The sequence below is a fragment of the Paramicrobacterium salitolerans genome, from assembly GCF_051513965.1.
In the GTDB taxonomy this organism is placed as follows: Bacteria; Actinomycetota; Actinomycetes; order Actinomycetales; family Microbacteriaceae; genus Paramicrobacterium.
On record NZ_CP195847.1, the window covers coordinates 2,669,057 to 2,695,129 of the forward strand.

Annotated in this window: 29 protein-coding genes; 17 read left to right on the forward strand and 12 right to left on the reverse strand. The window is 66.4% G+C overall.

The features are described 5' to 3' along the window. Positions 1–19 precede the first annotated feature (19 nt). Positions 20–553: a DUF421 domain-containing protein gene (locus tag ACSAGD_RS12895; RefSeq protein ID WP_437583166.1), complete on the forward strand. Its 534-nt coding sequence runs from the start codon at positions 20–22 to the stop codon at positions 551–553. A 2-nt stretch (positions 554–555) separates the two neighbouring features. Here the strand turns inward: ACSAGD_RS12895 and ACSAGD_RS12900 are convergent, their stop codons facing one another. Then, positions 556–1,227: a DUF5701 family protein gene (locus tag ACSAGD_RS12900; RefSeq protein ID WP_437583167.1), complete on the reverse strand. Its 672-nt coding sequence runs from the start codon at positions 1,225–1,227 to the stop codon at positions 556–558. Positions 1,228–1,282: 55 nt separating this feature from the next. Further along, positions 1,283–1,792 carry a hypothetical protein gene (locus ACSAGD_RS12905; RefSeq protein WP_437583168.1) on the reverse strand — a complete coding sequence of 170 codons (510 nt, stop codon included), beginning with the start codon at positions 1,790–1,792 and terminating at the stop codon, positions 1,283–1,285. A 101-nt stretch (positions 1,793–1,893) separates the two neighbouring features. Between ACSAGD_RS12905 and ACSAGD_RS12910 the strand changes: the two genes are divergently transcribed. From ACSAGD_RS12910 to ACSAGD_RS12920, 3 genes are read left to right on the forward strand one after another with little or no spacing between them, the layout of a single operon-like run. Continuing rightward, complete coding sequence (locus tag ACSAGD_RS12910; protein ID WP_437583169.1) at positions 1,894–2,409, forward strand: hemerythrin domain-containing protein; 516 nt, start codon at positions 1,894–1,896, stop codon at positions 2,407–2,409. Positions 2,410–2,452: 43 nt separating this feature from the next. Further along, on the forward strand, positions 2,453–2,812 hold the full coding sequence (locus ACSAGD_RS12915) for a YidH family protein (protein ID WP_437583170.1): 360 nt from the start codon (positions 2,453–2,455) through the stop codon (positions 2,810–2,812). Then, positions 2,809–3,159, forward strand: coding sequence for a DUF202 domain-containing protein (locus ACSAGD_RS12920; RefSeq protein WP_437583171.1), 351 nt, complete (start codon positions 2,809–2,811; stop codon positions 3,157–3,159). Before ACSAGD_RS12915 ends, ACSAGD_RS12920 begins: the two co-directional genes overlap by 4 nt. A 61-nt stretch (positions 3,160–3,220) precedes the next feature. Here ACSAGD_RS12920 and ACSAGD_RS12925 read toward each other — a convergent pair whose 3' ends face one another. Continuing rightward, complete coding sequence (locus tag ACSAGD_RS12925) at positions 3,221–4,312, reverse strand: carboxylate-amine ligase (RefSeq protein WP_437583172.1); 1,092 nt, start codon at positions 4,310–4,312, stop codon at positions 3,221–3,223. An 82-nt stretch (positions 4,313–4,394) separates the two neighbouring features. Here ACSAGD_RS12925 and ACSAGD_RS12930 point away from each other — a divergent pair, with 82 nt between their 5' ends. Continuing rightward, positions 4,395–5,192: a class II glutamine amidotransferase gene (locus ACSAGD_RS12930; RefSeq protein WP_437583173.1), complete on the forward strand. Its 798-nt coding sequence runs from the start codon at positions 4,395–4,397 to the stop codon at positions 5,190–5,192. An 88-nt stretch (positions 5,193–5,280) separates the two neighbouring features. Here the strand turns inward: ACSAGD_RS12930 and ACSAGD_RS12935 are convergent, their stop codons facing one another. Together ACSAGD_RS12935 and ACSAGD_RS12940 are read right to left on the reverse strand one after the other, a co-directional pair. Then, positions 5,281–5,676: a ChaB family protein gene (locus ACSAGD_RS12935; RefSeq protein WP_437583174.1), complete on the reverse strand. Its 396-nt coding sequence runs from the start codon at positions 5,674–5,676 to the stop codon at positions 5,281–5,283. Between the two features lie 244 nt (positions 5,677–5,920). After that, positions 5,921–6,922: a formylglycine-generating enzyme family protein gene (locus tag ACSAGD_RS12940; RefSeq protein WP_437583175.1), complete on the reverse strand. Its 1,002-nt coding sequence runs from the start codon at positions 6,920–6,922 to the stop codon at positions 5,921–5,923. Between the two features lie 457 nt (positions 6,923–7,379). Between ACSAGD_RS12940 and ACSAGD_RS12945 the strand changes: the two genes are divergently transcribed. Further along, on the forward strand, positions 7,380–7,940 hold the full coding sequence (locus ACSAGD_RS12945) for an OsmC family protein (protein WP_437583176.1): 561 nt from the start codon (positions 7,380–7,382) through the stop codon (positions 7,938–7,940). Positions 7,941–7,974: 34 nt separating this feature from the next. Here ACSAGD_RS12945 and ACSAGD_RS12950 read toward each other — a convergent pair whose 3' ends face one another. From ACSAGD_RS12950 to ACSAGD_RS12965, 4 genes are all read right to left on the reverse strand, one after another. Further along, positions 7,975–9,009, reverse strand: a complete 1,035-nt coding sequence (locus ACSAGD_RS12950; RefSeq protein ID WP_437583177.1) for a hypothetical protein — start codon at positions 9,007–9,009, stop codon at positions 7,975–7,977. Between the two features lie 112 nt (positions 9,010–9,121). Then, a complete protein-coding gene (locus tag ACSAGD_RS12955) occupies positions 9,122–9,349 on the reverse strand; it encodes a hypothetical protein (protein WP_437583178.1) in 228 nt (75 codons plus the stop codon). Positions 9,350–9,509: 160 nt separating this feature from the next. Then, positions 9,510–11,408, reverse strand: a complete 1,899-nt coding sequence (locus ACSAGD_RS12960) for a C69 family dipeptidase (protein ID WP_437583179.1) — start codon at positions 11,406–11,408, stop codon at positions 9,510–9,512. Positions 11,409–11,610: 202 nt separating this feature from the next. Further along, a complete protein-coding gene (locus ACSAGD_RS12965) occupies positions 11,611–12,264 on the reverse strand; it encodes a YigZ family protein (RefSeq protein ID WP_437583180.1) in 654 nt (217 codons plus the stop codon). Positions 12,265–12,507: 243 nt separating this feature from the next. Here ACSAGD_RS12965 and pepN point away from each other — a divergent pair, with 243 nt between their 5' ends. After that, a complete protein-coding gene (gene pepN / locus ACSAGD_RS12970) occupies positions 12,508–15,075 on the forward strand; it encodes an aminopeptidase N (protein ID WP_437583181.1) in 2,568 nt (855 codons plus the stop codon). A gap of 217 nt (positions 15,076–15,292) precedes the next feature. Here the strand turns inward: pepN and ACSAGD_RS12975 are convergent, their stop codons facing one another. Both ACSAGD_RS12975 and ACSAGD_RS12980 read right to left on the reverse strand, forming a co-directional pair. Next, complete coding sequence (locus ACSAGD_RS12975; protein WP_437583182.1) at positions 15,293–15,679, reverse strand: ankyrin repeat domain-containing protein; 387 nt, start codon at positions 15,677–15,679, stop codon at positions 15,293–15,295. Positions 15,680–15,744: 65 nt separating this feature from the next. Beyond that, positions 15,745–16,551 (reverse strand): IclR family transcriptional regulator, encoded by an 807-nt coding sequence (locus ACSAGD_RS12980; protein ID WP_437583183.1) that lies wholly within the window; start codon positions 16,549–16,551, stop codon positions 15,745–15,747. Between the two features lie 243 nt (positions 16,552–16,794). Here ACSAGD_RS12980 and ACSAGD_RS12985 point away from each other — a divergent pair, with 243 nt between their 5' ends. The 5 genes from ACSAGD_RS12985 (at position 16,795) to ACSAGD_RS13005 (ending at position 21,882) form a co-directional block, all read left to right on the forward strand. Then, positions 16,795–17,757 carry a DUF1177 domain-containing protein gene (locus ACSAGD_RS12985; RefSeq protein WP_437583184.1) on the forward strand — a complete coding sequence of 321 codons (963 nt, stop codon included), beginning with the start codon at positions 16,795–16,797 and terminating at the stop codon, positions 17,755–17,757. A gap of 22 nt (positions 17,758–17,779) precedes the next feature. Next, positions 17,780–19,162, forward strand: a complete 1,383-nt coding sequence (locus ACSAGD_RS12990) for a cytosine permease (RefSeq protein ID WP_437583186.1) — start codon at positions 17,780–17,782, stop codon at positions 19,160–19,162. Beyond that, on the forward strand, positions 19,159–20,445 hold the full coding sequence (locus tag ACSAGD_RS12995; protein ID WP_437583187.1) for a M20/M25/M40 family metallo-hydrolase: 1,287 nt from the start codon (positions 19,159–19,161) through the stop codon (positions 20,443–20,445). Before ACSAGD_RS12990 ends, ACSAGD_RS12995 begins: the two co-directional genes overlap by 4 nt. A gap of 17 nt (positions 20,446–20,462) precedes the next feature. Further along, complete coding sequence (gene pepE / locus ACSAGD_RS13000; RefSeq protein ID WP_437583188.1) at positions 20,463–21,176, forward strand: dipeptidase PepE; 714 nt, start codon at positions 20,463–20,465, stop codon at positions 21,174–21,176. A gap of 130 nt (positions 21,177–21,306) precedes the next feature. Further along, entirely contained in the window at positions 21,307–21,882 is a 576-nt protein-coding gene (locus tag ACSAGD_RS13005) for a YdeI/OmpD-associated family protein (protein WP_437583189.1), read from the forward strand. A 20-nt stretch (positions 21,883–21,902) separates the two neighbouring features. Here ACSAGD_RS13005 and ACSAGD_RS13010 read toward each other — a convergent pair whose 3' ends face one another. After that, entirely contained in the window at positions 21,903–22,721 is an 819-nt protein-coding gene (locus ACSAGD_RS13010) for a phosphatase PAP2 family protein (RefSeq protein WP_437583190.1), read from the reverse strand. A 171-nt stretch (positions 22,722–22,892) separates the two neighbouring features. Here ACSAGD_RS13010 and ACSAGD_RS13015 point away from each other — a divergent pair, with 171 nt between their 5' ends. The 5 genes from ACSAGD_RS13015 to ACSAGD_RS13035 all read left to right on the forward strand — a co-directional run bounded on the left by ACSAGD_RS13015 (position 22,893) and on the right by ACSAGD_RS13035 (position 25,985). Then, positions 22,893–23,285, forward strand: a complete 393-nt coding sequence (locus ACSAGD_RS13015) for a VOC family protein (RefSeq protein ID WP_437583191.1) — start codon at positions 22,893–22,895, stop codon at positions 23,283–23,285. A 154-nt stretch (positions 23,286–23,439) separates the two neighbouring features. Further along, positions 23,440–23,943, forward strand: coding sequence for an RNA polymerase sigma factor (locus tag ACSAGD_RS13020; RefSeq protein ID WP_437585171.1), 504 nt, complete (start codon positions 23,440–23,442; stop codon positions 23,941–23,943). Next, positions 23,936–24,520, forward strand: a complete 585-nt coding sequence (locus ACSAGD_RS13025) for a methylated-DNA--[protein]-cysteine S-methyltransferase (protein WP_437583192.1) — start codon at positions 23,936–23,938, stop codon at positions 24,518–24,520. The genes ACSAGD_RS13020 and ACSAGD_RS13025 overlap by 8 nt, the downstream gene beginning before the upstream one ends. Positions 24,521–24,570: 50 nt before the next feature. Then, a complete protein-coding gene (locus tag ACSAGD_RS13030; protein WP_437583193.1) occupies positions 24,571–25,179 on the forward strand; it encodes a DNA-3-methyladenine glycosylase I in 609 nt (202 codons plus the stop codon). Continuing rightward, positions 25,176–25,985, forward strand: coding sequence for an HAD family hydrolase (locus ACSAGD_RS13035; RefSeq protein WP_437583194.1), 810 nt, complete (start codon positions 25,176–25,178; stop codon positions 25,983–25,985). Before ACSAGD_RS13030 ends, ACSAGD_RS13035 begins: the two co-directional genes overlap by 4 nt. Positions 25,986–26,073: the final 88 nt, after the last annotated feature.

The following is a 26,073-nucleotide window of genomic DNA, read 5'->3' on the forward strand; positions in this document are numbered from 1 at the left end:
AAAACGTCAGGAGGACCGCATGTGGACTGAGTACGGACTGGACTGGGTCGACGCGATCAGGGTCGTGGTCTCGTGCATCGTCTTCTATGGCGGCGTGCTTCTGCTCGTGCGCGTGCTCGGGCAGCGCACCCTCGCGAGTCTGTCGAGCTTCGACCTCGCGGCCATCATCGCACTGGGTGCCGTCATCGGCCGCGCGATACTGGGCGACACCCCGACGCTGTTCGCGGGCCTCCTCGGACTCGCGACGCTGCTGACTCTGCAGGCGGTGACCGGCCAGGTGCGTCGGTTCCGTCGAGCGGCCCGCGTCGTGAACAGCCCCGCGGTCGTGCTCATGGCCGGTGACGAACTGCAGCTCGACAACATGGCCCGCTCGCACGTCGTCGCCGACGAGGTCTATTCGAAGCTGCGTCTCGCGGGTGTGCGCAACCGCTCGGAGGTGGCGTGCGTCATCATGGAGCCGACCGGTCAGATCAGCGTGCTGCGCCGCGGGGCTCCGCTCGACGACGACCTGCTGCGCGGTGTGATCGGCGCCGAGCGGATCCCTCGCGACTGACTTCAGCTCGCGGTCGGTGCGGCCCCGGAGACATGCGCGGCAGATGCGAACCCGAGCCAGGTGTGCCGGTTGCGCCACCAGCACCAGCCGACCTTTGGCGCGCCTCGGCGGGCTGCGCCATCGCGTCCGGTTCCGCCGCTGATCCAGATCGCCGGCGTTCGCGCATCGAATCCGCGTGGTTTGCGCTTGCGTGAGCCGATTGTCATGAAACAGAGCCCCGGCTCGAGAAGCTCCGGCTCGTGGAGCATCCACGAGATGCCCTCATTCACGGTGAGCGGGCGCCGCTGTCGCGTAGAGAATTCGGCGAGCGCTTCCTCCGGCGTCCAGTTCAGCAGATCGTCCCCGCGGGTCACGTCGTGCAGCACGTACAGCGGCGAGTCCGGTACGGTGGCGTGCTCGGTCGGTGTGAAGTCAGCGAGATCGGTCATGTCTTCCACAACGAATCCTGGCTTACCGGTCCGGGTCATGAGTGAGGCGAGGGATGCCGCCGGAACGAGCCTCTCGTTCACGACGAGCGTGGGCTCGCCCACCGCGGCATCCATCTGCTCTGCCGCCTCACGTGCGAGACGGCGAAGATCGTCTGCGTTCATGCTGGCGAGCTCGGGCACTCCGAGGTCGATCAGCCGTTCGCACTGGCGGTCGATCGTGGCCAACTGGTCAGTCGTCTGCGTCATGCGGTCCCTTCCCTGAATCACGGGTCAACGCACCGGGCGCCCGGTTATTCCCGTTTCAGACCGACACGATGATTCCGAGCACCAGCACGACGATGCTCAGAACGCCGATCATGCCGCGCAGAACCGTGGCAGAGGCTGCGCGCCGCTCGATGCGCCGAGCGAGAGCGGCATCCTCACTCTCGTGCAGTTCCGCGCGCATGCGACTGAGGCTCCGCGCCTGCACGACGCCCCAGCCCAGCGTGAGCACGAGGACCAGCGTGACGACCGCGATCGCCGTGGCGAGGCCCGTCCACTCGCGGGTGAGCAGAAGGATGCCGCCGGCGACGATCGCCACGACCAACGCAATCGTCGAGACCACGCCGTACAGGCGCCCGAAGTGCCGGAAGAACGCGACGCGCGCCTCACGTGTGAGCGTCGCGGTTGTGCTGCGGGCGACGACGATGACGGCGGCCCATCCGCCGACCCACACGCACGTGGCGAGAAGAAGCACAACGATCGCGATGACGCGCACCGGCTCCGGAAGCGTTGAGGCCGCGGCCGAGCCGAGCAGGGGCGAAAGCACCATGAAGACTCCCTTCCTCTCGATGCTAGTACTCGAGGGGTGCACTCCGGCCGGTGGGAGGAATAGTCTCGAGAGAGGGGTTCCCGTTCGTCGAAGGAGGAGCAGTGGCTGAGAAGACTCTCGCAGCGGCGCTAGAGAAAGAGCACCGCGACATCGACGGAGGTATCGAGGAATACACCGAGAGCATCAGCGCGGGAGGCGGCGACCCGGAGCCTCTGCGTCGCTCGATGGCTGGACTGCGACGCCACATCTACCTCGAGGAGGTCTTCCTGTTTCCGCCGATGCGCGCGGGAATGATGATGGCGATCATGGTGATGCTGCGCGAGCACGGTGAGCTGTGGGACTCCATGGACGAGATCGAGAGGATGCTCGATCAGGACACCGATGACGCCACTCGGCAGAACGCTTGCCGCGAGCTGCTCGCCCTGCTCGACAAGCACAACTCAAAGGAAGAGCCCATCATCTACACCCAGGCCGACGACGTGCTGTCGGCCGAAGCGAGCGGCGAGCTCGCAGACTTTCTCGACTCCGGCACCATGCCCGAGGGCTGGGTGTGTGAGCAGGCGGGCGAAAAGTACAAGCCGAATCAGGATGCTCCGAAGAAGCTGCCCTGGAGCTGAGACTCGGACGCAGGGCATTCCTCGATTCGCATACGATTGAGAGATGGCTCGTTCCCGGTTTCCTCGTCGCGTCTACAACCACGGAAGCGACCCCGACCCCCGCTTCAGTCTGGCGAACGAGCGCACGTTCCTCGCGTGGATCCGCACCTCGCTCGCCCTACTCGCGGGCGGCGTCGCGCTCGCGGCGCTGCCGATCGGAATGCCGACGGGCATGCGCATCGGCGCGGTAGCGATTCTGCTGTGCCTCGGGCTCGCCACGCCCATCTACGGCTGGGCCTCGTGGATGCGCAATGAACGCGCGCTCCGCGAAGACACTCCGCTGCACGCGCCGTCGCTCGGCCTCGTGATCGTCATCGGGCTGATCCTCGCCGCGGCACTCGTGGCCACCGGGCTGATGCTGTGAGTCGACGGCATCCCACCGCCATCTACGACCCGGGACTTCAGCCCGAGCGGACGCTCATGTCGTGGCAGCGCACCTCGCTCGCACTCATGGTGGGCATCGCAGCCGCGGTGCACTACGTTGCGCCCGATCTGGGCGGACCGCCCGCTGTGCTCGCGGGCGTCGCTGGAATCTCGATCGTGATCATCGCGTATGCCGGCGCGCACCGACGCTACAGCGCCGCGACGACGGAGCTCACCCGGGAGCGCACACTGACAACCGTCTCAGCGTGGCCGCTCCTGCTGCTCACCGTCGCGTGCGCGGTGGGCGCGAGCGTCGCGATCGTGTTCGCGGCGGTCGTTCTGCTCTGAGCTGTGGTGCGCTGAACCGTTCCGCTGAACCGTTCTGCGCCGAGCAATCGATGACGCAGCGTCAGTCGTCCTGCCCCGCTGTGACGCGCGCCACGTACGCCGACACGTCGCTCAGGCTGCCGGTCTTCTCGAGTACGCGGCGCTGCCTGGTCGCACCGGTTCCGTTCTCGAAGAGGCGGCCGATCTCGTCGCGGACGAAGTCGAGGTCACCGGATGCCGCGAGCGACGGCTCCACGAGCTCGACGAGCCCGTCCACGACCTCCCGCGCCGGCCGCGGCTCGAACGTCTGCGGGTCGAGAAGATCACCCTCGAGCCCGAAGCGCCCCGACTTCCACGTCGCCAGGCGTACAAGCGTCGGCGACACGGGGTTCGGCGGAACGTCGTCCTGCCACTGCTGCGCCGCCATGTCGACGATCGCACGGCACAGCGCCGCGATGAGCACCGTGTCACGAGCATCCGAGCACACGTCCGCCACGCGGATCTCGACAGTCGGGTAATGAGCAGAGAGTCTCGAGTCGAAGTAGACCATCGCCTCATCGAGGATCACCCCAGTGCGAAGCATCGACTCGATCAGCTCGTCATACTCCGCGGCTGAGCCGAAGATGCTCTGCGGTCCGGCGGAGGGCCAGCGCTGCAGCGCCTGCGAGCGGAAGCTCGCGTAGCCCGTGTCAGTGCCGTGCCAGAAGGGCGAGTTCGCGCTCATCGCGGTGAGAATTGGGGTCCAACCACGGATGCGGTCGAGCACCGCAACACTTTCATCGCGTGATTCCACGGAGACGTGCACGTGGCATGCGCACGTGAGCTGCTCGGTCGCGGTGAGCCCGAAGTGCTTCACCATGCGCTGATACCGGGGGTCTTCGTCGACGCGGCGCTCCGCCCGAAGCACTGGGGTCCCCGAGGCGACGACTCGCGCGCCCGCCCGACGGGCACCGTCGATCGCTGTGCGTCGCCACGAGTCGATCTCGTCCGCGAGAACCGACATCTCCGTGGTGGGAGCCGTGTCGGTCTCGATCTGCTGCTGCTGCAGCTCGTGATCGATAGTCTCGCCATCCTCGGTCTCGGCGCGTGCGATCGCCTGAGTGGCCACCGTCAGCGGCACGCCACTCTCGGCGTTGACCAGCAAAAGCTCTTCTTCGACTCCGACGCTACGCATAAAGACAGCGTGCCAGTCAAGACCTTGAGGCGACACGGGGTTGGCGAGAGCCTTGGGACACGATATAAGGAGGTGCGCCTATATGTGCCGACTCTTCGGCTACGTCTCAGATCGCCCGACCGCTGTGGTCGACGAACTCGGCCCCGACGCCTTTCGTGAGTTCACCGCTCTGACGAGCGTGCACGGGGACGGCTGGGGCATGACCTGGCATGATCCGGACGGCGGCACGAAGACTGCTCGTTCGGCCACGTCCGCAGATGAGGATCCGGATTACGCCCGATTGGCCGCGCGACCGCTCGGTGCCGCGGGAATCGTGCATCTGCGGTGGGCGACCGGTGGACTCGCGGTGACCCCCGAGAACACGCATCCCTTCGTCGATGGCGGGTATGCGTTCGGTCACAACGGTCACATCGCGCCCATGGACCGCCTCGAGAGCCTGTTGACGGAGGAGTCCCTCGCAAAGCTGAACGGAACGACCGACAGCGAGCGCTACTTCCGCCTCGTCATGCAGTGCATAGAACAGACGGGCTCCGAAGTGGACGGCGTGACGGTCGCGCTGCGGATGCTCATGCAGCACTTTCCGAACGACAGCCTCAACGCGCTGCTTCTCACTCCCTCGCGCCTCTTCGCCGTGCACGTCAACAGCCGAGCGGACTCGCCGAAGGAGGGGCTGCGCGCGCTGTTCGAGTCACCCGAGGCGATTCCGGCACGGCATGAGAACGAGTACTACGCGATGGACTACCGCACATCTCCCACGTGCGTGCAGGTGATCTCGAGCGGCCTCGAGCGGGAGGGCTGGGAGCCTGTTCCGCCCGACACCGCGGCGGTGGTCGACTTCGAGACGCGCTCCATCACGCGCCTCGAACTCGTGCCGGCCTAGCAGCTGACCAGGTACATTCGGGCACGGGCCATCACCCCGGCCGCGCAACGGCGCCCGCCCCACGCGGGACGGGCGCCGGACGCGAGTTTCAGGAGCGCGCCTTGCGCGTCTTCTTATCGTTCGCCTTCTCGACCGCGTCCACGAGCTCGGACTTGCTCATCGAGCTGCGACCGCTGATGTCGAGTTTCTTGGCCACATCGTAGAGGTGCTCCTTCGAGGTGTTCGCGTCGACGCCGCCGTGGGTCGTGCCGCCGGATCCGCGACCGCCCTTGGCTTTGCTGTCGCTCGGCCCGGAGTCCTCTTTCTTCTCCCAGTGGTCGCCGACCTTCTCGTACTCGTGCTTGAGCGCGGCGAACGCGGTGCGGTGCGCCCGCTCCCCCTCGCCGTACTCGTCGACAGCAGAATCATGGGCCTTCGACCAGATCGCCTGGGCGTGCTTCGGCGAGCGTTTGATGGTGTCGGGCATTTCCTTCGATGCGGGCATCGCTCTCCCTTTCCTTCACTCGGACTTTCGCAGGTGGCGACGGGCCTTCCGCCAGTGGCGTCGGCTCGTCCGAACCCACGCGGGCGGCTTCAACCGCTCACGCTCTACGACCTTCTGTACATCTGGCGACACTGCCATCGGTGCGGGATACATCGTTCACTCCGATCACTGATGGCCAGTCTCACCCCGGGGTGAGGAGAAAGCAATCCCCTCGACTTTCAGGCTCGAGAGTGGCAGTGTTCGGTCACGCCGAGCGTGCGCAGCGGAATCCCAGGTGCGTGGTTGCGGAGTCCTCGGTCTGCGGCGACCGCGCAGCGGGCCGGTAGCGCTGGCAGTATTCGGGGGCACACAGGTGCGAGCCACCCTTTGTGACGCGGCTGACGCTCGAATCGGGGCCGGATGCCGCATCCGCGACGCTCTCACGGGATGACGTGGGCCCGCATCCGCAACCGCAGCCGGTGCTCTCCGACTGCTCTGTGAGAAGGGAGGTGCGCGCGCCAGTCGCTCCCGAGCGTGCGGCATCCTCTCCGACCTCGGCCGCACGTGCAGCGGCGCGGTGGTTCGGCGTGAACACGGTCGACGTCCACTCCCAGACGTTGCCGATCATGTCGACGAGGCCGTAGCCGTTCGGCTCGAAGGTTCCGACCGGCGAGGTGCCCGACCAGCCGTTCGCGCCCGTGTTGTCGTAGGGAAACCGCCCCTGCCAGGTGTTGGCACGCAGGATGCCGTCGGGAACGAACTCGTCGCCCCACGCGAAGCGCGCACCGTCGAGACCGCCGCGGGCCGCGTGCTCCCACTCCAGCTCGGTCGGGAGACGTTTGCCCGCCCAGGACGCGTAAGCCGCGGCATCCGTCAGGCACACCTGCACGACCGGGTGATCGTCTTTGTCGTCGATCGTCGAGTCGGGCCCGAACGGATGCCGCCAGTCGGCCCCAGGCTTCCACGCCCACCATGCGCGCCAGTTGCGCAAGTCGACGGGGCCGTCGGTCTTCTGAAAGGCGAGGCTGCCCGGGGCTCGCTGCTCCTCGGTGAGCTGCGGATACTCCGCGGCGTCGAGGCCCTGCTCGGCCACGGTCACATAGCCGGTAGCGTCGACGAACTCGCGAAACTGACGGTTGGTGACAGGATGCCGGTCGAGCAGCACGTCTCCCACCCGGGTAACGTGCGCCGGGCTCTCCTCCGGGTAGAACTGGTTCGAACCCATGGCGAACTCGCCGCCCGGAATGAGAATCATGTCGTCGTGCACGTGCACCTCGTTCTGATCGCAGTCGTGGGAGAGCCGTGCACGCGGAGGGTGATTCCCCGCGTGCACGACCCCTGACGGGCGCTGTTACCGGCATAACATGCTCTGCAACTCGCCCTCACCGGTTGGCCCGTTTTTGCGACGCGAGCGCCGCCGCGGGCCGCAGCCGCCACCACAGCGGCTGTGTCAATTGTCGCGCAGGAGTTCCCCGATCTGAAGTGCGACGCTCAATGAGCGAGTCTCTCGGGAACAGGCTGCGACGGATGCGGCGTGTCGCCGAGCAAGACCGCTGCCACACGCGCGAGACAGTCCCCATGTTTCCCATGGCGGCGCAGTTCGCGTTTGAGGTGAGTTACCGTTCGTGACGTTCGGCGCTTTGACCGACAGCATCCACTATCTAATGTGTGCGACACAGCCTCGCTCGACTTCGAGCACCGTCACTCTTCGAAAGGCACGGCACATGACTCTCACTGACACCGCCGCACCGGCATCCGTCCCTTCTGTCTCCGCCGACGAGCGCGCCGAACGCCTCACGACCGCGGGTGCGGCCTGGAGCGAACGCATTCAGAACGCGCCGTCGAGCGCGAACCTGACGTTCACCGTTACGGGTGAGGGCACTGGTTCCGTCGCGTCGACCATCACCGCGGGAAAGCATACATTCACGATCGATGAGCCCGCTCCCCTCGCGGGCGATGACGCGGCCGCGAGTCCCGTCGAGTACGCGCTCGGCGCACTCATCTCGTGCCAGATCGTCGTCTACCGTCTCTATGCGCAGAACCTCGGCATTCAGGTCGATGACATCCGGGCGACCGCGGAGGGCGACCTCAACGTCACAGGTCTGTTCGGCATCGATGAGAATGTGCGACCGGGTTTCTCGGACGTGCGGCTGACCATCACAGTCACTGGGCCCGAGACGCAGGAGCGCTACGACGAACTCCATGCCGCAGTCGATGCGCACTGCCCTGTGCTCGATCTCTTCGCCAACACCACCCCCGTGTCGGTCAACGTCGTCAAGGGCTGAACCGACACCCATTGACCACGCGGCCCGGCTGGCGTCATGACGCGGCTGGAACGGGCCAACCCTTGAGGGCGCACAGCGCAGCAACGGCATCCTCTGGCTCTGGCACTGTGAGGGCGAACAGCTTGCCCTCTGCGGTCTCGACGACAAAGCCGGGCCCGGTCTCGGTGATGAAGGCCGAACGGCCAGGCATGACGCGGTACCCCCAGCCGCCCCATTCACCTGGGCGAATGAACGTCACATCAGCCGAAACGATCTCGTCGAGCGGAATCTGCTTAAATGCGACGCCGAACCACAGCGATTCGAGCCGCAGTCCGCGCGCATCGATGATCGCGCGCGTTCGTACGAGCGCGAACATCACGCCCATGCCCAACAGCACGATGGTGCCACCGATGAGTCCTGCCGTCACCGATTCGGCGCGCTGACCGGGATCGGCCAACACGGTCGGAAGCCCGTACAAGAGGGCGCCGCCGATGCCGAGCCCGGCCGCGAGCCAGGCAAACAGTCGAGAGGTGATGTCAATGGACCACGAGGCATGCGGGTCGCGCTCGTGGACGTCGCCCGATGATGCGTTGGATGCCGCGAGGCTGCGTGCCGCGGCATCCGTGTCTCTGATTCTGTGACGCATTCCCCAGACGAGCGCCATCGGAATCGCACCGTACGCGGTCGACAGCAGCGTTGCGAGCAGCCATCCGCCAAGGACCGCCTTGTACGGGTCGCCTGCCTGGATCGTGAGCAGGCTCGCTGTCAACCAGATGGTGACGCCGAGTCCGGCCGGCACTCCAGCGAAGAACAGCAGCCACGGCTGGGTTGCGAGAGCGAGCGTCGGACGGATGACTACGGCCCAGCCAACGACGGCTCCAAGCGCGGTCATCACGAGGCACATGGCGAGTATCGCTCCCGTGGACATCGCGTCGTCTGCGGGGCCGGCGTCGGACCAGTGACTTGCGAGTTCGGCGGGAAGGTCGGGCAGGAGCATCCACCACGAAATCAGGACGACGAGCAATGGAATGGTGAGTGCGACTGCCGCAAACAATCGCCGCGCCGTGTGGCTGATTCCGTTCTGGGTCATCGCTCTCCTTCTCGTGACCGAGGCCGTTCTCTCTGCACGCTAATGGTCGCCGGAGGTCTGCACACAATCAGTCCCGAGCGCGGCACCCGTTCAGGGTAAGACCGTGTGACACTCAATCGGACGTCCACGGTCGGAAGCCCCGCGTCATCACGATGCCGAGCGCTGCGATTCCGACGACGTGCGCGAGGACGAGGGGAACTCCGCCAATGACGAGCGCTGTGCCCGCTTCAGTCGTTCCGGCTGCATTGGCTTTGCATTCCTCCGTCATCTCTTCAAACAACGCGAAGCCGTACCAGTTCCAGGCAAAAGCGAGCATGAACAGTCCGATGACCGCAAGCACCCAGAAAAAGACAGACGCACGCCGTGTGTGCTATCCGATCCACTCCGGTTCACTCGCCATGGCGAAAACCCTAGCGCCTACGCACAAGGCGAGGCGGACAACGCGGAGCGTGGGCGGACTCCTGCCCGCCCACGCTCCGCGTTACCGCGCGCTCTCGGAGTCAGGCCGAACGGCGGCTGCGTCCGATGAGCAGCATCACGACGATGCCGACGACGAGACCAGCGGCGACACCGCCGACGCCCCACATCCAGGGCGTGGTCGCCGCGGCATCCTGCACCTCAGCCGGGTGGCCGGGCAGACTCACGCTGCTGTAATCGGGAACGTCGTCCGGGTTGCCGTAGGTTCCGGCACGATCGAGCGCCGAGCCGTCAGCCCAGCCGCCGCCCATGTCGCAGTTCATGCGGTCGCGCGACGACGTGTCGCTGCGAAGATCCATCGGCAGGGAGCGACTGGATGCCGTCTCCCCCGACGTTCCTTCGACGTCAGGCTCGTGAATGCCGCCATCCGCCATGGACTGAGTGAGGATGTCGTCGAGCAGGTAGTGCCCGAGCTTCAGCCCGTCGATCGCCGAGTCGTTCGTGATGTCGGTGAGTTCGTCAGCGTCAGCGGCATCCGACATCGCCTTCTTCCACGTGCTGATCGACTGCGCCTCGAAGCCCTCGAGCGCTGACGTCACGTCGGAGAGGTAGGCGTCCGGACGCGAGCACGTCGCGTACATGAGGCGCTTGAACGTCTGCGTCGCGTACTCCGTCGCCTCCTGCTCGGCGAACTCGGGGTCCAGGTAGTTCGCGGATGCTCCGGCCGTGAGGTACCGGTGCTGCGAGTACTCGATGGGCAGCTCGGTCGTTCCGATGGAAACCGGAATGTACGGCGCGGTCACTGCGGCGGTCACCGCGACCCAGAGCGTCAGCTTCTCAGGGTCATCGAGGTCGTCCGGCAGCTGCGCGACGTGCCCGTAGCCCGAACGATCGTCAGACCAGCGCGGGTCACGCACAATGCGCATGACGTCTTCGAGCTTGACGTCCTCGAACTGCTCGAACTCCTTCTCGAGCGAGACCGGGTTGCGGTAGGGCGCGGGGTCGTCCTTCGCGGCATCCTGTCCGACCTCGAACTCGCCGGTCGGGAAGTCCTCCTGGTAGACCTTCTGCACGTTGAACTCGTCGTCGGTCTCGGGGTCGTACCAGCCCTGCTCCTCGGCAAACGAGACGAGGTTGGCGGAGCCGAGGTAATCCGGGTTCTCGCCGTTCACGGCATCGACCGGAAACTCGTGAATGTAGCCCGGGTAGGAGACCCGAACATCGTCCGGGCCAAGACGCTCGGCCGCCCAGAGTCCCTGGCCGCCCGCCATCTCGATGAACACCCAGCCCTCGTTCTCGTCGGCGAACAGGTGCGAATTGCCGCCGTACGTGGTGTACCCGTACTCGTCGATCAAGCTGCCGAGGATCTCCACGGCCTCACGTGCGGACCCAGCGCGCTCCATCGCGATGCGCGAGAGATCGGAGTACTGAGGACCGGTCTGATCCTCCGGAGTCATATCGACGAGTTCGGGGCGCGAGTTCGACCAGACGTCGCGCGCGGCAACACCCTTCTCGTTCAGCCCGCCGTTCATGAGCGGCGCGGGCAGGCCCGTGAACTCGGAGTAGTTCGAGGTGATGTACCGGTACGTGTGCTCGACCTGCGGAATCGAGGTGAGTTTGCCGGGCATGTCGGCGGTTTCGTCGGCACCTACCGTGATCTCGGAGCCCTTCGGGTGGTCCTGTGCGGGAACGACCTCCAGCCAGTGACTCGACGGCTCGTGTCCGAACCCGCCGAGCATCGTGTAGCCATCTTCGGTGCGGTTCTTGCCGATGTAAACGGCGAAGGACTTGTCGGGTTCGTCGAACGTGCCGTCATCCGTGGCGGTCTCACCCGGCGCGGCGGTCGCGGCAGCGCGCTCCCCCGGGGTCGAGTTCGATGCGGCTTCGTCAGCCGCCGCAGACGTGGATCCAGACATAGAAAAGGCCCCCATCGCCATGAACGCACTCAGCGTCATCGCCAGGGACCGTGTGGGGACTCTCACACAGCTCCTCTCAAAACGTATGGCCCGCAGCTCGGGCCCCCATGACCCTAGGAGGGGGCACAGACGTTTGACAAGACAACATTCAACACCTATAGAAAAAAACTCACGTATCTCTAATTGATAAGAATTCGCAGGTGAACCGGCATTTTGTGTCAGTTACATTATTCGCAGCGAGTTTTGCGCGGTACGGGAACACCCCCGCTCAGTCAGCGGGAACATCGACGATGGTCTCGTCGCCCACCTGGGGAACGAGCGAACCTGAGGATGCCGCGGCCACGTCGGCCTGCAGCCGGTCGAGTTCTGCGGGCGGAACGCGCAGCGCGAGCGTCACCGCCGCCCCGTACGTCGGCTCGTCGAAACGCGCGCCATGCTGCAGCGCCCAGTCCCGCAACAGGTTGTCGAGGCGACCGGCGTCGGCGTGGGGAACGTCGATCGTAACGAGCGCGAGCGATTCGCGGCGCAGCAGCGTCGCGGCATCCAGAGCCTCTGACACTGCGGTGGAGTACGCCCTCACGAGGCCGCCCGCCCCGAGTTTGATGCCGCCGAAGTAGCGCGTCACGACCGCGACGAGGTCGGTGAGTTCGCGTCTGCGCAGCACCTCGAGCATCGGAATGCCGGCGGTTCCCGACGGTTCGCCGTCATCGGATGAGCGCGCTTGGTCACCGAGCACACCGGTCACCATCGCGGTGCAGTTGTGGCGGGCATCCCAGTGGATGCGACGAACCTCGGAGATGACGTCGTCGGCTTCGTCCGGCGAGGTGACGGGTGCAACGTGTGCGATGAAGCGGGACTTCTTGATGACGATCTCGTGCTCCACCGCGCGGGCGATGGTGGAGGGGAACGAGCGGCGGGTCATCGGCCTCAGCCTACCTGCGCCCGGCCCGCCCGCGCCCCGCGCGCCGTGCACCGCCCCCCACACCCCACGCGCCACGCGCACCCCCACGCACCGCGCCCACCCCACACCGCGCGCCCACCCCCACGCACCGCGCGCCGCACCCGTCAAAAGTGGCGACCGCACGTGCGTTTTTGCCGCCACTTTTGACGGGGGTCCCGAAACGGCAGAGCCCACGGCGACGCATCCGCGTGAAACCATGGAGGCATGAGCTCTTCTGCGAATCTCTCTCGTTCCGAAACCGCCGCCCGATCCGCCGCGCTCACGCTGCACACCGCTCACGTCGAGCTCGATCTGCGGCGAGCGCCCGACACGTCGACCTCGGGCTTCACCACCACGACGACGCTCACCTTCGACGCCGACCTGTCGAAGGGCGACTCCACGTGGGTGGACTTCATCGGCGAGGCCGTGCACCGCGTCACGCTGAACGGCACCGAGCTGCCGGTGCAGTACGACGGCGCTCGCGTGCAGGTCGCCGGGCTGGCGGCATCCAACACCCTCATCGTCGAGGGCACCGGCGCGTACTCCCGCTCGGGTGAGGGCATGCACCGCTTCATCGACCCGGTCGACGGCGAGACCTACCTCTACACGCAGTACGAACCGGCGGACTCCCGCCGCGTGATGGCGTGCTTCGAGCAGCCCGACATGAAGGCGCGCTTCACGTTCACGGTGCACGCGCCGGCCGGCTGGCAGGTGCTCTCCAATCAGAGTCCGATCTCGAGCACATCCTCGACGGATGCCGCACGCGACGGCCACGCGGCGGTCGAGGCGTCCTCCCCGCGAACGTCATCGGCGGCGACGCAGAAGGTGGAGTTCGCTCCGACCCTGCCGATCTCGAGCTACATCACGGCGGTCGTCGCGGGTCCCTATCACCGCGTCGACGCCGAGTGGCGCCGCGGAGAGCAGACGGTTCCGCTCGGTGTGCTGTGCCGCGCCTCCCTCGCCGAACACCTCGACTCCGACGAGATCATCGAGGTCACTCAGCAGGGCCTCGACTTCTTCACCGAGAACTTCGACTACCCGTACCCGTGGGGCAAATACGACCAGGTCTTCGTGCCCGAGTACAACCTCGGCGCGATGGAGAACCCGGGCCTCGTCACGTTCACAGAGGCGTACGTGTTCCGCGGCGCCTCCACCGACTCTCAGCACGAGGGTCGCGCGAACACGATTCTGCACGAGATGGCGCACATGTGGTTCGGCGACCTCGTCACGATGCGCTGGTGGGACGATCTGTGGCTCAAGGAGTCGTTCGCGGACTACATGGGTGCTCACGCAGCGGCCGAGGCGACGCGCTTCAGCGACGCCTGGGTGACGTTCGCCAACCGGCGCAAGGCGTGGGCGTACTCGCAGGATCAGCTGCCAACAACCCACCCGATCGTCGCCGATATCGTGGACCTTGAGGCGGCGAAGCTGAACTTCGACGGAATCACCTATGCGAAGGGTGCGGCGGTGCTGAAGCAGCTCGTCGCGTTCGTCGGCCGCGACGCGTTCTTCGAGGGTGCGCGCCGGTACTTCGCGAAGCACGAGTTCGGCAACACGACTCTCGATGATCTGCTGGTCGAGCTCGAAGAGACCTCGGGCCGCGACGTCCGCGCCTGGTCGCGGGCCTGGCTCGAGACCACGGGAGTGTCAACGCTCTGGGTCGAGTCACTGGGCGAGGATGCCGGTGCCCGAAGCAGCATTCGCCAATCAGACCCGCGCCCGCACCGCCTCGCCGTCGCGCTCTACGACCTCGTCGACGATCGTCTCGTGCTGCGCGAGACCCGCGAGATCGACATCTCGGCGGAGTCGACGCCCTTCAACGCGCCGACCGCAGATCTCGTGCTGCTGAACGCGGGCGACCTGACCTATGCCAAGCTGCGCCTCGATGAGCGCAGTCTCTCCGCCGTGGAGACGGCGCTCAACACGATCGACGACGCTCTCACGCGCGGCCTCATCTGGTCGGCACTGTGGAACGCGGTGCGCGATGGCGAGCTCTCCGCGGTCCGTTACCTCGCGATCGTGCGGCGATTCGCCGGCTCCGAGTCGAACGTCGGCCTGCTGACTTCGGTGCTCGCGAACGCGGCGTTCACGGTGTCGCACTATGTGACGGATGCCGCCCGCGCCGACGAGCGCCGGGCCTGGCTCGAGGCCGCGTGGGAGGGGCTCTTCGCCGCCGACGCAGGCTCGGGTTCGCAGCTCGCGTGGGCGCGTGCGCTCGCGGGTGCTGCGGCGTATGACGGCTCTCGGGCCGACGGCATCCGAGCCATGCTCGACGGCACCGGCGCCGCTCCAGATGGGCTCGCTCTCGACGCGGATCTGCGCTGGCTGCTGCTCACCGCCCTCGCTGCGACCGGCGACGCCTCGCGCGAGGAGATCGACGACGAGCTCACGCGGGACAACACAGCGAGCGGTGTGACTGCGCACCTCGAGGCGCTAGCTTCGCGGCCCGAGCAGGGCGTGAAGGATGCCGCCTGGCAGTCGGCGTGGACGGACACGAACCTCACCAATGACCACCTCGATGCGACGATCCTCGGCTTCCGTGCCGGTGGTCGGCGCGACCTGACCGCGGGCTACGACGCCGAGTACTTCGACCGGCTGACCGAGGTGTGGGGCACGCGCAGCATCGAGATCGCGAAGCGCCTCGTGCTTGGGCTGTTTCCGGCGTGTGACTCGCTCGACATGGTCGATGAGTGGCTCGAACAGCACGGGGATGCTCCGGCGGCGCTCGTCCGCCTCGTTACAGAGCAGCGGGACCACCTCGCGCGCGACCTCCGCGTGCGTGCCGCCCAGTAGCCGCCCTCGCGAAACGGCCCGCCACCTCAAAGAATCGGTTTCTCGGCAGAGGTGCGGCGTGGCGTCGCGCGACACGCCGCACCTCACCTCAGATTTCCGATTCTTTGAGCGCAACCGGCTTGCGGAGACAGCACCCTGAGTGGGGGCACGCCCGCAGAGCCCTGCCACCGCGGCCCCAGAGCACCGCACAGCTCACCCGAGAGGCACGCGCAGCAGATCAGCCCTCGGACTCCAGAAGCGCCGTCTTGCCGAACATCTCAGCGGCGAGACGTGCCGTCGGGGTGCCTGCGTCGAGATCAGCGCCGGCCGCGAGAAGCATCCTCACCACATCGTCCTCCCCCTTGAACAGCGCGCCTGCGATGGGCGACTGGTCGCGTGCGTTGCGGAGGTCGACATCAGCCTCGCGTTCGATGAGCCCGCGCACCGTCTCGGCGTGGCCGTGGTAGGCCGCCATCATGAGGGGCGTGTTGCCGCCGGCGTCCTGAACGTTCACGGGCAGCCCGTGGTCGATGAGATCGAAGAGCTCTCCGGACTCTCCGTTGCGGGCGAAGCCGACGGCGATCTCTGTAAGCTGCTGAACCTGCTCTGCTGTGAGTTTCGGCATTCGTCCAGCATATGGGTGCACGTTGACGGTTTGACCGGGCGTGACAATCGCAGAACCCACAGTCGCTACGCGCGCGTGCGGACCGGCAGCGACAGCTTTCTGTCGATGCGCGCTGCACATTCGCGGAGTTCGGCAATGAGCTCGCTGAGGCGTTCGGCGCTCAGATGCTCGTCATCCCCGTCAATCCAGCCGACGGAGAGGCTCGCGTAGAGCGCGCCGTGCAGAAACACCGGCACGGAGACCGTCGCAGTGCCCGCCGAGTACTCGCCCACGGTGTGTGCCCAGCCGCGCTCCCGGATCTTGGCGAACTGCTGGTCCAACACCGCCCAGTCAGTGACGGTGGAGGGAGTGAAGCGCGCCATGGGACGGTCGCGCAGAATCCGGTCGCGTTCCTCCGAAGGAAGAAACGCGAAGTACGCCTTGCTCGTAGCACCGGCATGTGCCGGATACATCTCGCCGACGAGCGAATAGTCGCGGAGCATCCCCTCGGGCCCATCGCACAGCGCGAGGCATCTCATGTACGGCCCGTCCGGCACTGAGAAGTATGCTCCACACCCCGAGAACATCGCGAGATCGGTGAGGAACGGCGTGACGACGCGGATGACGGCGCCCGTGCGGTCCCATAGCCGCCCCATGTGCAGCGCAGCAGGACCGATTCGATAGCGGCGATTCTCCGAATCTCGGGAGAGGAAGCCACGGTAGGCGAGCACAGCGAGCAGTCGTTGCGCCGACGAGATCGAGATCCCGAATTCGTGAGCGACCTCGGTCACACCTCGTTCAGGATGCTCGCGGTCAAACGACGCCAGAACCTGGAGCGCTCGATCAGCAGTCTGCGGCAGGTGCGTGGGAGTCGGTTCACACGCTGAAGGCATCCGCCTATTCTCCTCTGTTTTGCAGATAGTGGGAAATATTTGAGCATTCATTCGGCGAGGAGGAAAGCTGACCCCAACGAGCGGCGGCCACAACATCGATGCCACGGCTCAAAACCCTCGATTCGACTCCCACATCACGGCGAGCGGCGTTGGGTTCAGACAAACGGTTACGAGCTCGGTCAGCCTGCACATCTCACGCACGGTCGTGAAACACGGTTGGCCCTATACGGACGAGGGGCCTCAATGCTCAAGTACGCTCTCGACATCATCGACGTTCTCGACGACCCGCAGGTCTCGGGCGAGAAGGTCGTCGCACATCTCGACGCCATTGCGGGACCGGGCGGCAGCGGCGCCCAGACCAGAACTGTCAGAGGCGGGAAGGGCAGCACGGACTTCGTGAGGGTGCTGATCCCCGGAACGAATGGTGCGACCAGCGGCGGCAGCGCTCCGACGCTCGGCGTCATCGGACGCCTGGGCGGAATCGGCGCGCGGCCGGAGATGATCGGCTTCGTGTCCGACGGCGACGGCGCTGCGGCCGCACTCAGCACGGCAGCCAAGCTGCTGTCGATGAAGCGACGCGGAGATCACCTGCCGGGCGACGTCATCGTCACGACGCACATCTGCCCGTCTGCGCCGGCGCTTCCGCACCACCCGGTGCCGTTCATGGACTCCCCCGTCGACATCGCGGCCATGAACGCCTACGAGGTCGATCCAGCAATGGATGCCGTGTTGTCGATCGACACCACGAAGGGGAACCGACTGATCAACCACCGCGGCGTCGCCCTCTCACCGACCGTCAAGGAGGGCTACATCCTCCGTGTGAGCGACAGCGTCGCGCAGGTCGTCGAAACCGTCACAGGCGAGCCCCTCGTCGCCTTCCCCATCACGACGCAAGACATCACGCCCTACGGCAACGGCGTCTATCACCTGAACTCGATTCTTCAGCCGGCCGTCGCCACGTCGGTTCCCGTCATCGGACTCGCGATCGTCGCCGCCACCGCGGTCGCCGGCTGCGCAACCGGAGCCAGCCACGAAGTCGACATCGCCGCCGCGGCACGCGTCGCCGTCGAAACGGCGAAGGGCTTCGGTTCGGAGATCGTCGAGTTCTACGACCAGGACGAATTCGACATCCTCACCCGCCGCTACGGCTCGCTGGCCCACCTTCAGACGCTGGGCCAGGAAATTCACGAATCCACCTCTGCATGACCGACAATATTCGGAGCTGAATATGACCGCCAACACGCGCAACGCGTCCACAATCAAACCCCAGCGAGCGATCGGAAACGACGATTTCTCCCTGCGCCGGGTACCCACCGACCGCCGCTACGGCTTCTGGTCGATGCTTCTGCAGTGGCTCTCGCAGTCAGGGTCGCTCTCCCAGTTCGTCCTCGGTGCCACCATCGGCATGGGGATGACGTTCCGCGACGCGTTCATCGCGTTCACCCTCGGCGGTGTGATCCTCGAGATCGTCATCTTCCTGATCGGCTACGCCGGCCAGCGCGAAGGCCTGTCGATGACGATGCTCACCCGCTTCACGGGCTTCGGCCGCAACGGCTCGGCCCTCGTCAGCCTCATCATCGCGGTGAGCCTCATCGGATGGTTCGGAGTGCAGAACGGCATCTTCGCCACGAGCATGCAGGAGCTCGCAGGCGGTCCGGTCTGGCTGTGGTGCGTGCTGGCCGGCATCGTTCTGACCTTCCTGGTCGTCTTCGGCTTCAAGTACATGATGTGGCTCGCCCGCATCGCCGTTCCGCTGTTCTTCGGACTCATCGCGTGGAGCGTCATCTCGACGCTGGCACAGCACGACTTCGCCGAGCTCTTCACGGGCGAGCCGACCGGACCGGAGATCACGATTCCCGCCGCCGCGACGATCATCGCGGGTGGCTTCATGACGGGGGCAATCGTCGCGCCGGACATGACGCGCTTCAACCGGAAGGGCTGGCACGTCGTCATCCAGAGCTCGACGTCACTCGTGGTCTCTGAATACCTCGTCGGACTCACCGGTGTCGTTCTCGGGCACCTGGCCGGAACATCCGACGTCGCGGGCATCGTCCTGTCGACGTCCGGTGCCATCGGTCTGATCATCGTGATCCTCGCCACGGTGAAGATCAACGACTGGAATCTCTACAGCTCGTCGCTCGGTGTTGTGAACTTCGCGCGGACCGTCTTCGGCCGCCGCATCCACCGTGGCTTCGTCACGCTGATCATCGGAATTCTCGGCACTGTGCTCTCCGCGATCGGCATTCTGGACCACTTCAAGGAGTTCCTCTCCGTGCTCGGTGTCGCGATTCCGCCGATCGGAGGCATCATCGTGGCGGAGTACTACCTCGTCCGCAAGCTGAGCGCTCCGCTGCTCCGCACCCGCGCAGACGGCGCGCTCCCCCGAACGATGCCCGTCTGGGTCCCGGCGACGCTCGTCATCTGGGTGATCTCCTTCCTCGTCGGATTCTTCGTCGACTGGGGCATCCCCGCCATCAACTCTCTGCTCACCGCGCTGATCCTCTACACGATCTGTGGACACCTGGGCCTCCTCCGCTCGTACGGCACGGTCGTTCTCGACGAGGACGCATCAGCATCGAGCACCGCCGACGACACGAAGGAGAATGCATGAACCCCGAATCCGAGGTCATCGAACTCTGTCAGGAGCTGATCCGCTTCGACACGTCGAACCCGACGAGCACGGAGCGCGCCGCGGCTGACTACGTCGCGGAGCGGCTCCACGAGGTCGGACTCTCGACGGAGATCATCGAGAGCGCCCCGGGACGGGCGAGCGTCTTCACACGCATCGCGGGCCGTGACCGGTCGCGCCCGGCGCTGCTCATCCACGGGCACCTCGACGTCGTCCCCGCCGACCCCACCGAGTGGAGCGTGCCTCCGTTCAGCGGAGAGATCATCGACGACACGCTCTGGGGTCGCGGGGCGATCGACATGAAGGACTTCGACGCGGCGATTCTCGCCGTGGCGCGGCACCTCGCTCGCACGGGTACAGTGCCGCCGCGAGACATCGTCTTCGCGTTCCTCGCGGATGAGGAGGGCGGCGGCGTCTACGGCTCCCACTGGCTGGTCGAAAACCGCCCCGACCTGTTCGAGGGCGTCGGCGAGGCGATCACCGAGGGCGGCGGGGTGTCGTTCTCTCTGAACGACGACCAGCGGCTGTACCCGATCGAGTGTGCGCAGCGGGGTCAGGCGTGGCTCCGGCTGACGGCGTCCGGTCGTGCGGGCCACGGCTCCTCCCCCAACGATGAGAATGCCGTCACCGCGCTCTCCGACTCCATGTCGCGCATCGGACATCATGAGTTCCCCATCCGCCTGATCGAGCCTGTCCGACAGCTGCTCGCGGGCGCTGCGGAGATTCTCGGCGTTCACTTCGACCCGAACGATGTCGAGGGCAGCCTCAGCCGCATGGGATCCGTGCGCGACCTCGTCGACGTGGTGCTCCGCAACTCGGCGAACCCGACGATGCTCAGTGCCGGGTACCAAGTGAACGTCATTCCAGGGAAGGCAGAGGGCGCCATCGACGGACGCTTCCTTCCCGGCTACGAGCAGGAGCTCCTCGACACGATCGACTCGCTGCTCAGTCCGGGCGTGACGCGCGAGTTCATCCACCACGATGTGGCATTCGAGTCGACCTTCGATGGTGCGCTCGTGGAGGCCATGTCGGCAGCACTGCATGCTGAAGACGACGGAGCTCACCCTCTGCCATACTGCAACGCTGGGGGCACAGACAACAAGGCGCTGATGAAGCTCGGCATCCGCGGCTTCGGCTTCAAGGCACTGCGTGTGCCGGCATCCTTGCCGTACAACCAGCTCTTCCACGGCGTGGACGAGCGCGTTCCGCTGGAGTCGCTCCGCTTCTCTGCGCGCGTGTTCGGGCGTCTGGTCACCACCTGCTGATTCGTGAGGTCATCACCATGAACATTCTGCTGCTGTCGAACTCGACGAACCCCGGGCAGGGCTTTCTCTCACACGCGCGCAACGAGGTGCTTCAGCTGCTCGGCGGGGCGGATCGAGTCCTCTTCGTGCCGTTCGCCCTCGCTGATCACGACGCCTACACGGCGAAAGCTGCGGATGCCTTCGGTGAACTCGGCGTGACGGTGACCGGTCTTCACACCGAGGCCGATCCCCGCTCGGCCATCGACTCGGCTCCCGCCGTGTTCGTCGGGGGCGGCAACACCTTCCGCCTTCTCGACACGCTCTATCGTCTCGAACTTCTCGATAGGCTGCGCGATCGAGTGCGCGACGGAATGCCGTATCTCGGTGCGAGTGCGGGAACGAACATCGCCGCACCGACGATTCGCACGACGAATGACATGCCGATCGTGGAGCCGCCGAGCTTCGCGTCGCTGGGGCTGATTCCGTTTCAGATCAACCCGCACTATCTCGATCCGGGGCCTGAGCGCACGCACATGGGTGAGACGCGTGAGGAACGCCTCCTCCAGTTCCACGAGGTCAACGCGACACCGGTGCTGGGGCTGCGCGAGGGCACCTGGCTCCGGGTGAAGGAGGGGTCAGCACAGGTCGGCGGGACCGCGACGAACGGCAAACTGCCGGCGCGCCTGTTTCTTCAGGGCGACGCCCCGTCGGACATCACGGGCGACGTCACGTCGTTGCTGCACGGCCGTTGAGCGGATCAGACGCCGCCTTCTGCGAAGAGACGCGGATGCCGCACGGCACGCCCGCGGCATCCGCGTCGCTCTCATGCTTCGCACGTAAACTGCACAGTGCCCAGAGACCATGAGACCGCGAGGTGACCTGATGCCGGAACCCGACGCAGAGCGATTCGAGGATGCCGCTGCATGGGAGGCATGGCTGGAGAAGCACCACGCCACGTCGCAGGGCATCAACATAGCGATCGCCAAGAAGAACAGCGACGCGACGAGCATCTCGCACCTCGAGGCCCTCGAGGTCGCCCTCTGCTACGGGTGGATCGACGGTGTGCGACGCCGCATCGACGAGAAGTGGTTCGCGCAGTCGTTCATGCCGCGTCGAGCGGGCAGCAACTGGTCGCGGCTGAACCGCGAGCGTGCCGATTCCCTGATCGCGGCCGGGCGTATGCGCCCCGCGGGCCAGCGCGAGATCGACCGCGCGAAGGCCGACGGCCGATGGGAGTCGGCGTATGCTCCGCAGTCGACGATGCAGGTTCCGCCCGAGCTCGAAGCGGCGCTCGCGCAGAGCCCGAAGGCGAGTGCGTTCTTCGACACCCTCTCGGGCCGCAACCGGTATGCCGTACTGTTCCGCGTCACGACGGCGAAGCGCTCGGAGACCCGCGAAAAGCGCGCCGCGGCGATGGTCGAGATGATGGAACGCGGCGAGACCATCTACCCGCAGTGAGTCCCGCCCGACGGTGAGCGTCAGCCGGACTTGCGTGCGGTCAGCGCCCACCCGACGAGCGAGGTTCCGACGAGCGCCCCGCCGATCACCATTCCACAGGCCACGACCGTGACAGACCAGCCGACGCCGTCGAGCGGGCCGAGCACGTGAAGCGCGCCGACGATCAGGCCGATGGCGAGCGCTGTGAGCCCGGCGACTCCGATGACGGCGCTCACGACGGCACCGGCACGACGGAAGGATGCCGCGCGGCCGCCAGTCTTCTTGTGTGAGCCGCCAGCGGGACGCATGGCGTTCACACCTCCGCAGACGGCGAGCACGAGGAGCACTCCTCCGACGATGTCACTCGGGCGGTGCCACCCGAAGACGACGAGCTGCGTGCACACCGTCGCCAGCAGAGCCGCTGCGAGGGGCGTCACGATGTCGCGCCCGAGCGGAGGAAGCGCGATGAGCAGGGCGAAGAGAATCGAAGCGAATGCGATCGTATGCCCGCTGGGGAATGTGTTGACGCTGTCGATCGCAAAGAAGTCCGGGCGTTCGAGCAGACGGTGTTTGAGGAGCTGCCCGAGCACGTTGCTGAGCCCCATGACGGCCGCGGCCACGACGGCATCCGTCCACGCTCTTCTGAGGCAGGCGATACCCACGACGATAACGAACGCGATCGCGAGGTTCGGCACGGTGACCAGCGCCAGCAGCGGCGACCGTTCGCTGTAGTACGACGAGTCGAGAACGTTCTGCTCGACGCGCTGACCCAGTCGAGTCTGCACGGCGATCACGAAGAACACGATGAATCCGACCACCCCGAGCAGTGCGGTCAGTATGCTGCGGACGCGCATGGTCATGCGGCACGACTCCTCGGCAGTGCGGAATCGGGCATGCGCATTGAGGGTCTCCAAAGGGGGCGCGTCGTCGGTGGGCACTCAATTATCGCCGCTCGCGGCTGAGCAGACCATCGGAGATTACCGCAGAACTCCCACCCGCACGCTGAGCTTCTGGTTCGCTACGCTCAGGTCATGGGAACGCCGAGAATTCGAAGCATCCACCATGTCACTCTGTCGGTCTCCGACGTGAGCGCAAGCATCGCCTGGTATCGCGATGTGCTCGGCTTCACCGAGGATCTGCACGGCCAGTACGGTGACCTCGAGAAAGCGCGCATCGTCGCGGGCGACATCATGATCACGTTCGTCGGGCACGGCGACAAGGCGGTTCCCGGCCCATTCAATGAGCGTCGCACTGGCCTCGACCACCTCAGCTTCGGTGTCTCCGACGATGAGATCGAGCAGTGGGCTGCGCATCTTGACGCACACGGTGTGACGTGGTCGCCGATCGTGAGCGGGATCTCGGGACGTGTGCTGTCGTTCCGCGACCCGGATAACATCGCGCTGGAGTTCTACACGATCGGCTGACGTGCTGCGCCGGTTCCCGACGGGACCGACGTCAAAAGTGGCTGCGGTTTCGCGGACGGGATCGCCATTTTTGACGTGTGCGCGGGGCGCGGGGCGCGGGGGCGGCGCGCGGGCACGACCTCACGTTTCGGCGGCGCGGTACGTTTGCCTCGTGATGAGAACGCAGCCCTTCGACCAGGTCGTCGCGCACTACGGCGCGATGATGCTGCGCGTGTGCCGCTCGGTGCTCGGCCCTCACACCGACGCCGACGACGCATGGCAGGAGACCTTTCTCGCCGCACTGCGCGCATGGCCGAGGCTGCCGGAGGATGCCGATGTGGAGGCGTGGCTCGTGACGATCGCGCGCCGCAAAGCCATCGACGTCACGCGGGCGCGAGCGCGGCTTCCGGTCACGGGCGACGCCCTCCCCGAACGCGCGACGCCCCTGGGAAACCCCGAGGAGCAGCAGCTCGACCTGTGGCGCGACATTGCGACGCTGCCGCCGAAGCAGCGGCGGGCGGTGGTCTACCACTACATCGCGGGTCTGCCCTACGCAGACGTGGCGGAGCTCATCGGCGGGTCGACGGATGCCGCGAGGCGCGCGTCTGCGGACGGCGTCGCGGCGCTTCGGCGGAGGCATCCTGACCTGCGTTCGACCATTGGAGGAGACGATGACTGACACGGATGCCGCCCTCGGTGCGCACCTCGACGGACTGCGCGCCGCCCTCGCGACGCGGGCGGACGACGCAGGGCTCCTCGACGTCGCCTACCGCATCGTGGATTCACCCGTCGGCCAGCTGCTGCTCGCGGCGACCCCGACCGGTCTCGTGCGCGTCGCCTTCGAACGGCAGGGCTTTGATGCGGCGCTCGAGGCGATCGCCGCGGCGGTCAGCCCCCGCGTGCTCGAGGCCCCGAAACGACTCGACACCGTGGCGCGCGAGCTCGACGAGTACTTCGCAGGCGCTCGTCGCGGGTTCGATGTTCCGTTGGATCACGCGCTCTCGCGGGGCTTCCGCCTTGCGGTTCAGCAGCAGCTGCCGCGCATCGGATACGGCAAGACGGAGACGTACGCCGAGGTGGCGGCTCACGTCGGAAATCCGCGGGCCGTACGCGCGGTCGGTACGGCGTGCGCGACGAATCCGCTGCCGATCGTGGTGCCGTGCCACCGGGTGCTGCGCAGCGACGGCAGCCCCGGGGGCTACGCCGGAGGACCGGAGGCGAAGGTGCGTCTGCTCGAGCTCGAACGCGCGGCGTGAACTGCCGGCGTGGCGGCATCCTGTCAGGCCCCTCGGCTAGCATCGCAGGCATGGCAACAGACAAGACCCACGCCACCGTGCGCGGTAGCGACGGCCTTGTGCGTCCAGCCTGGGCAGAGGCCGACGACCTCATGCGCGAGTACTACGACACCGAGTGGGGGATGCCCGTTCGTGACGAGCGCGGCCTGTACGAGCGCATCAGCCTCGAGGCCTTCCAGTCGGGTCTGTCGTGGGCGACGATTCTGCGCAAGCGACCGGCCTTCCGCGCGGCGTTCGCGAACTTCGACCCCGACGCGGTCGCGGAGTTCGGCGAGGCCGACGTCGAGCGGCTGCTGAACGACGTCGGCATCGTGCGCAATCGCGCGAAGATCCTCGCCACCATCACGAACGCGCGCGCGACGATCGCCCTGCGTGACGACGGCGGCCTGGTTGACTTCGTGTGGTCGTTCCAGCCCGCGACGACGCCGGCGCCGCGCACAGCGGAGGAGGTTCCGGCGACGAGCCCGGAGTCCGTTGCGCTCTCGAAAGCGCTCCGCAAGCGCGGCTTCGCGTTCGTCGGGCCGACCACGATGTTCGCTCTCATGGAGGCCGTCGGCATCGTCGACACGCACCTCGTCGACAGTCACAGGCGCGGCAGCTCCGGGGTGTGGTCGGCGTGACACTCATCGCAACAGACCTCGACGGCACGATCCTCCGCGCCGACGGCACCGTCAGCGAGCGCACTGTCTCCGCCCTGTCGACGCGCGTGGATGCCGGCGACACGGTGATCTTCGTCACCGGACGGTCGCCGGGAGACCCCCTGCTGAGGCTCCCCTACCACCTGCTGAGCGACGGCCGTATGATCTGCGCGAACGGCGCTGTGGAGTACGACGCCATGGGGAAGCGGATGCTGCACGTCGACGAGATCGACCGTGCCGCGCTGCTCGAGACGATCCACTTCTGCCGCGATCACTTTCCCGCCGGGCGCTTCTGCCTCGTCGGAACGGACCGCATCGTCTACGATCGCGGCCACCCCTGGATCGGCGACCACATCGCACCGCACCAGGTGTACGACGACGTCGCGACCGCCGTGGCCGAGGGCCTCGTGTCGCCGTTCAAGGTCACCTACCTCAACGCGGCCGACTCACCCGAGGCGATGATCGCGAGTCTCAAACCGCACATCGGCGACAGCGTCACGCTCACGTTCGGCAGCATGACGAACCCGTTCTTCCTCGAGATCGCACCGCGCGGGGTCACGAAAGGCACGGCGCTGCTGCGCGTCGCGGCATCCCTCGACATCGACCCGGCCGACATCATCGCGTTCGGTGACATGCCCAACGACATTCCGATGTTCGAGGTCGTGGGCCGCAGTTTCGCGATGGGTGGCGCACACGAGACGGTCGTGGCGGCGGCATCCGATCGCACTGCCCACGTCGATGACGACGGCGTTGCACAGGCGCTGGAGTCACTCAGTCTGAAAGCCTGAGGTCGTGGCGACGGGGAGCACGATCTCGCCGCTCTGACAACCCGTGGAGCCGATCAGGCGTGCGTGCTTGACTGGATGGTGCTCCATC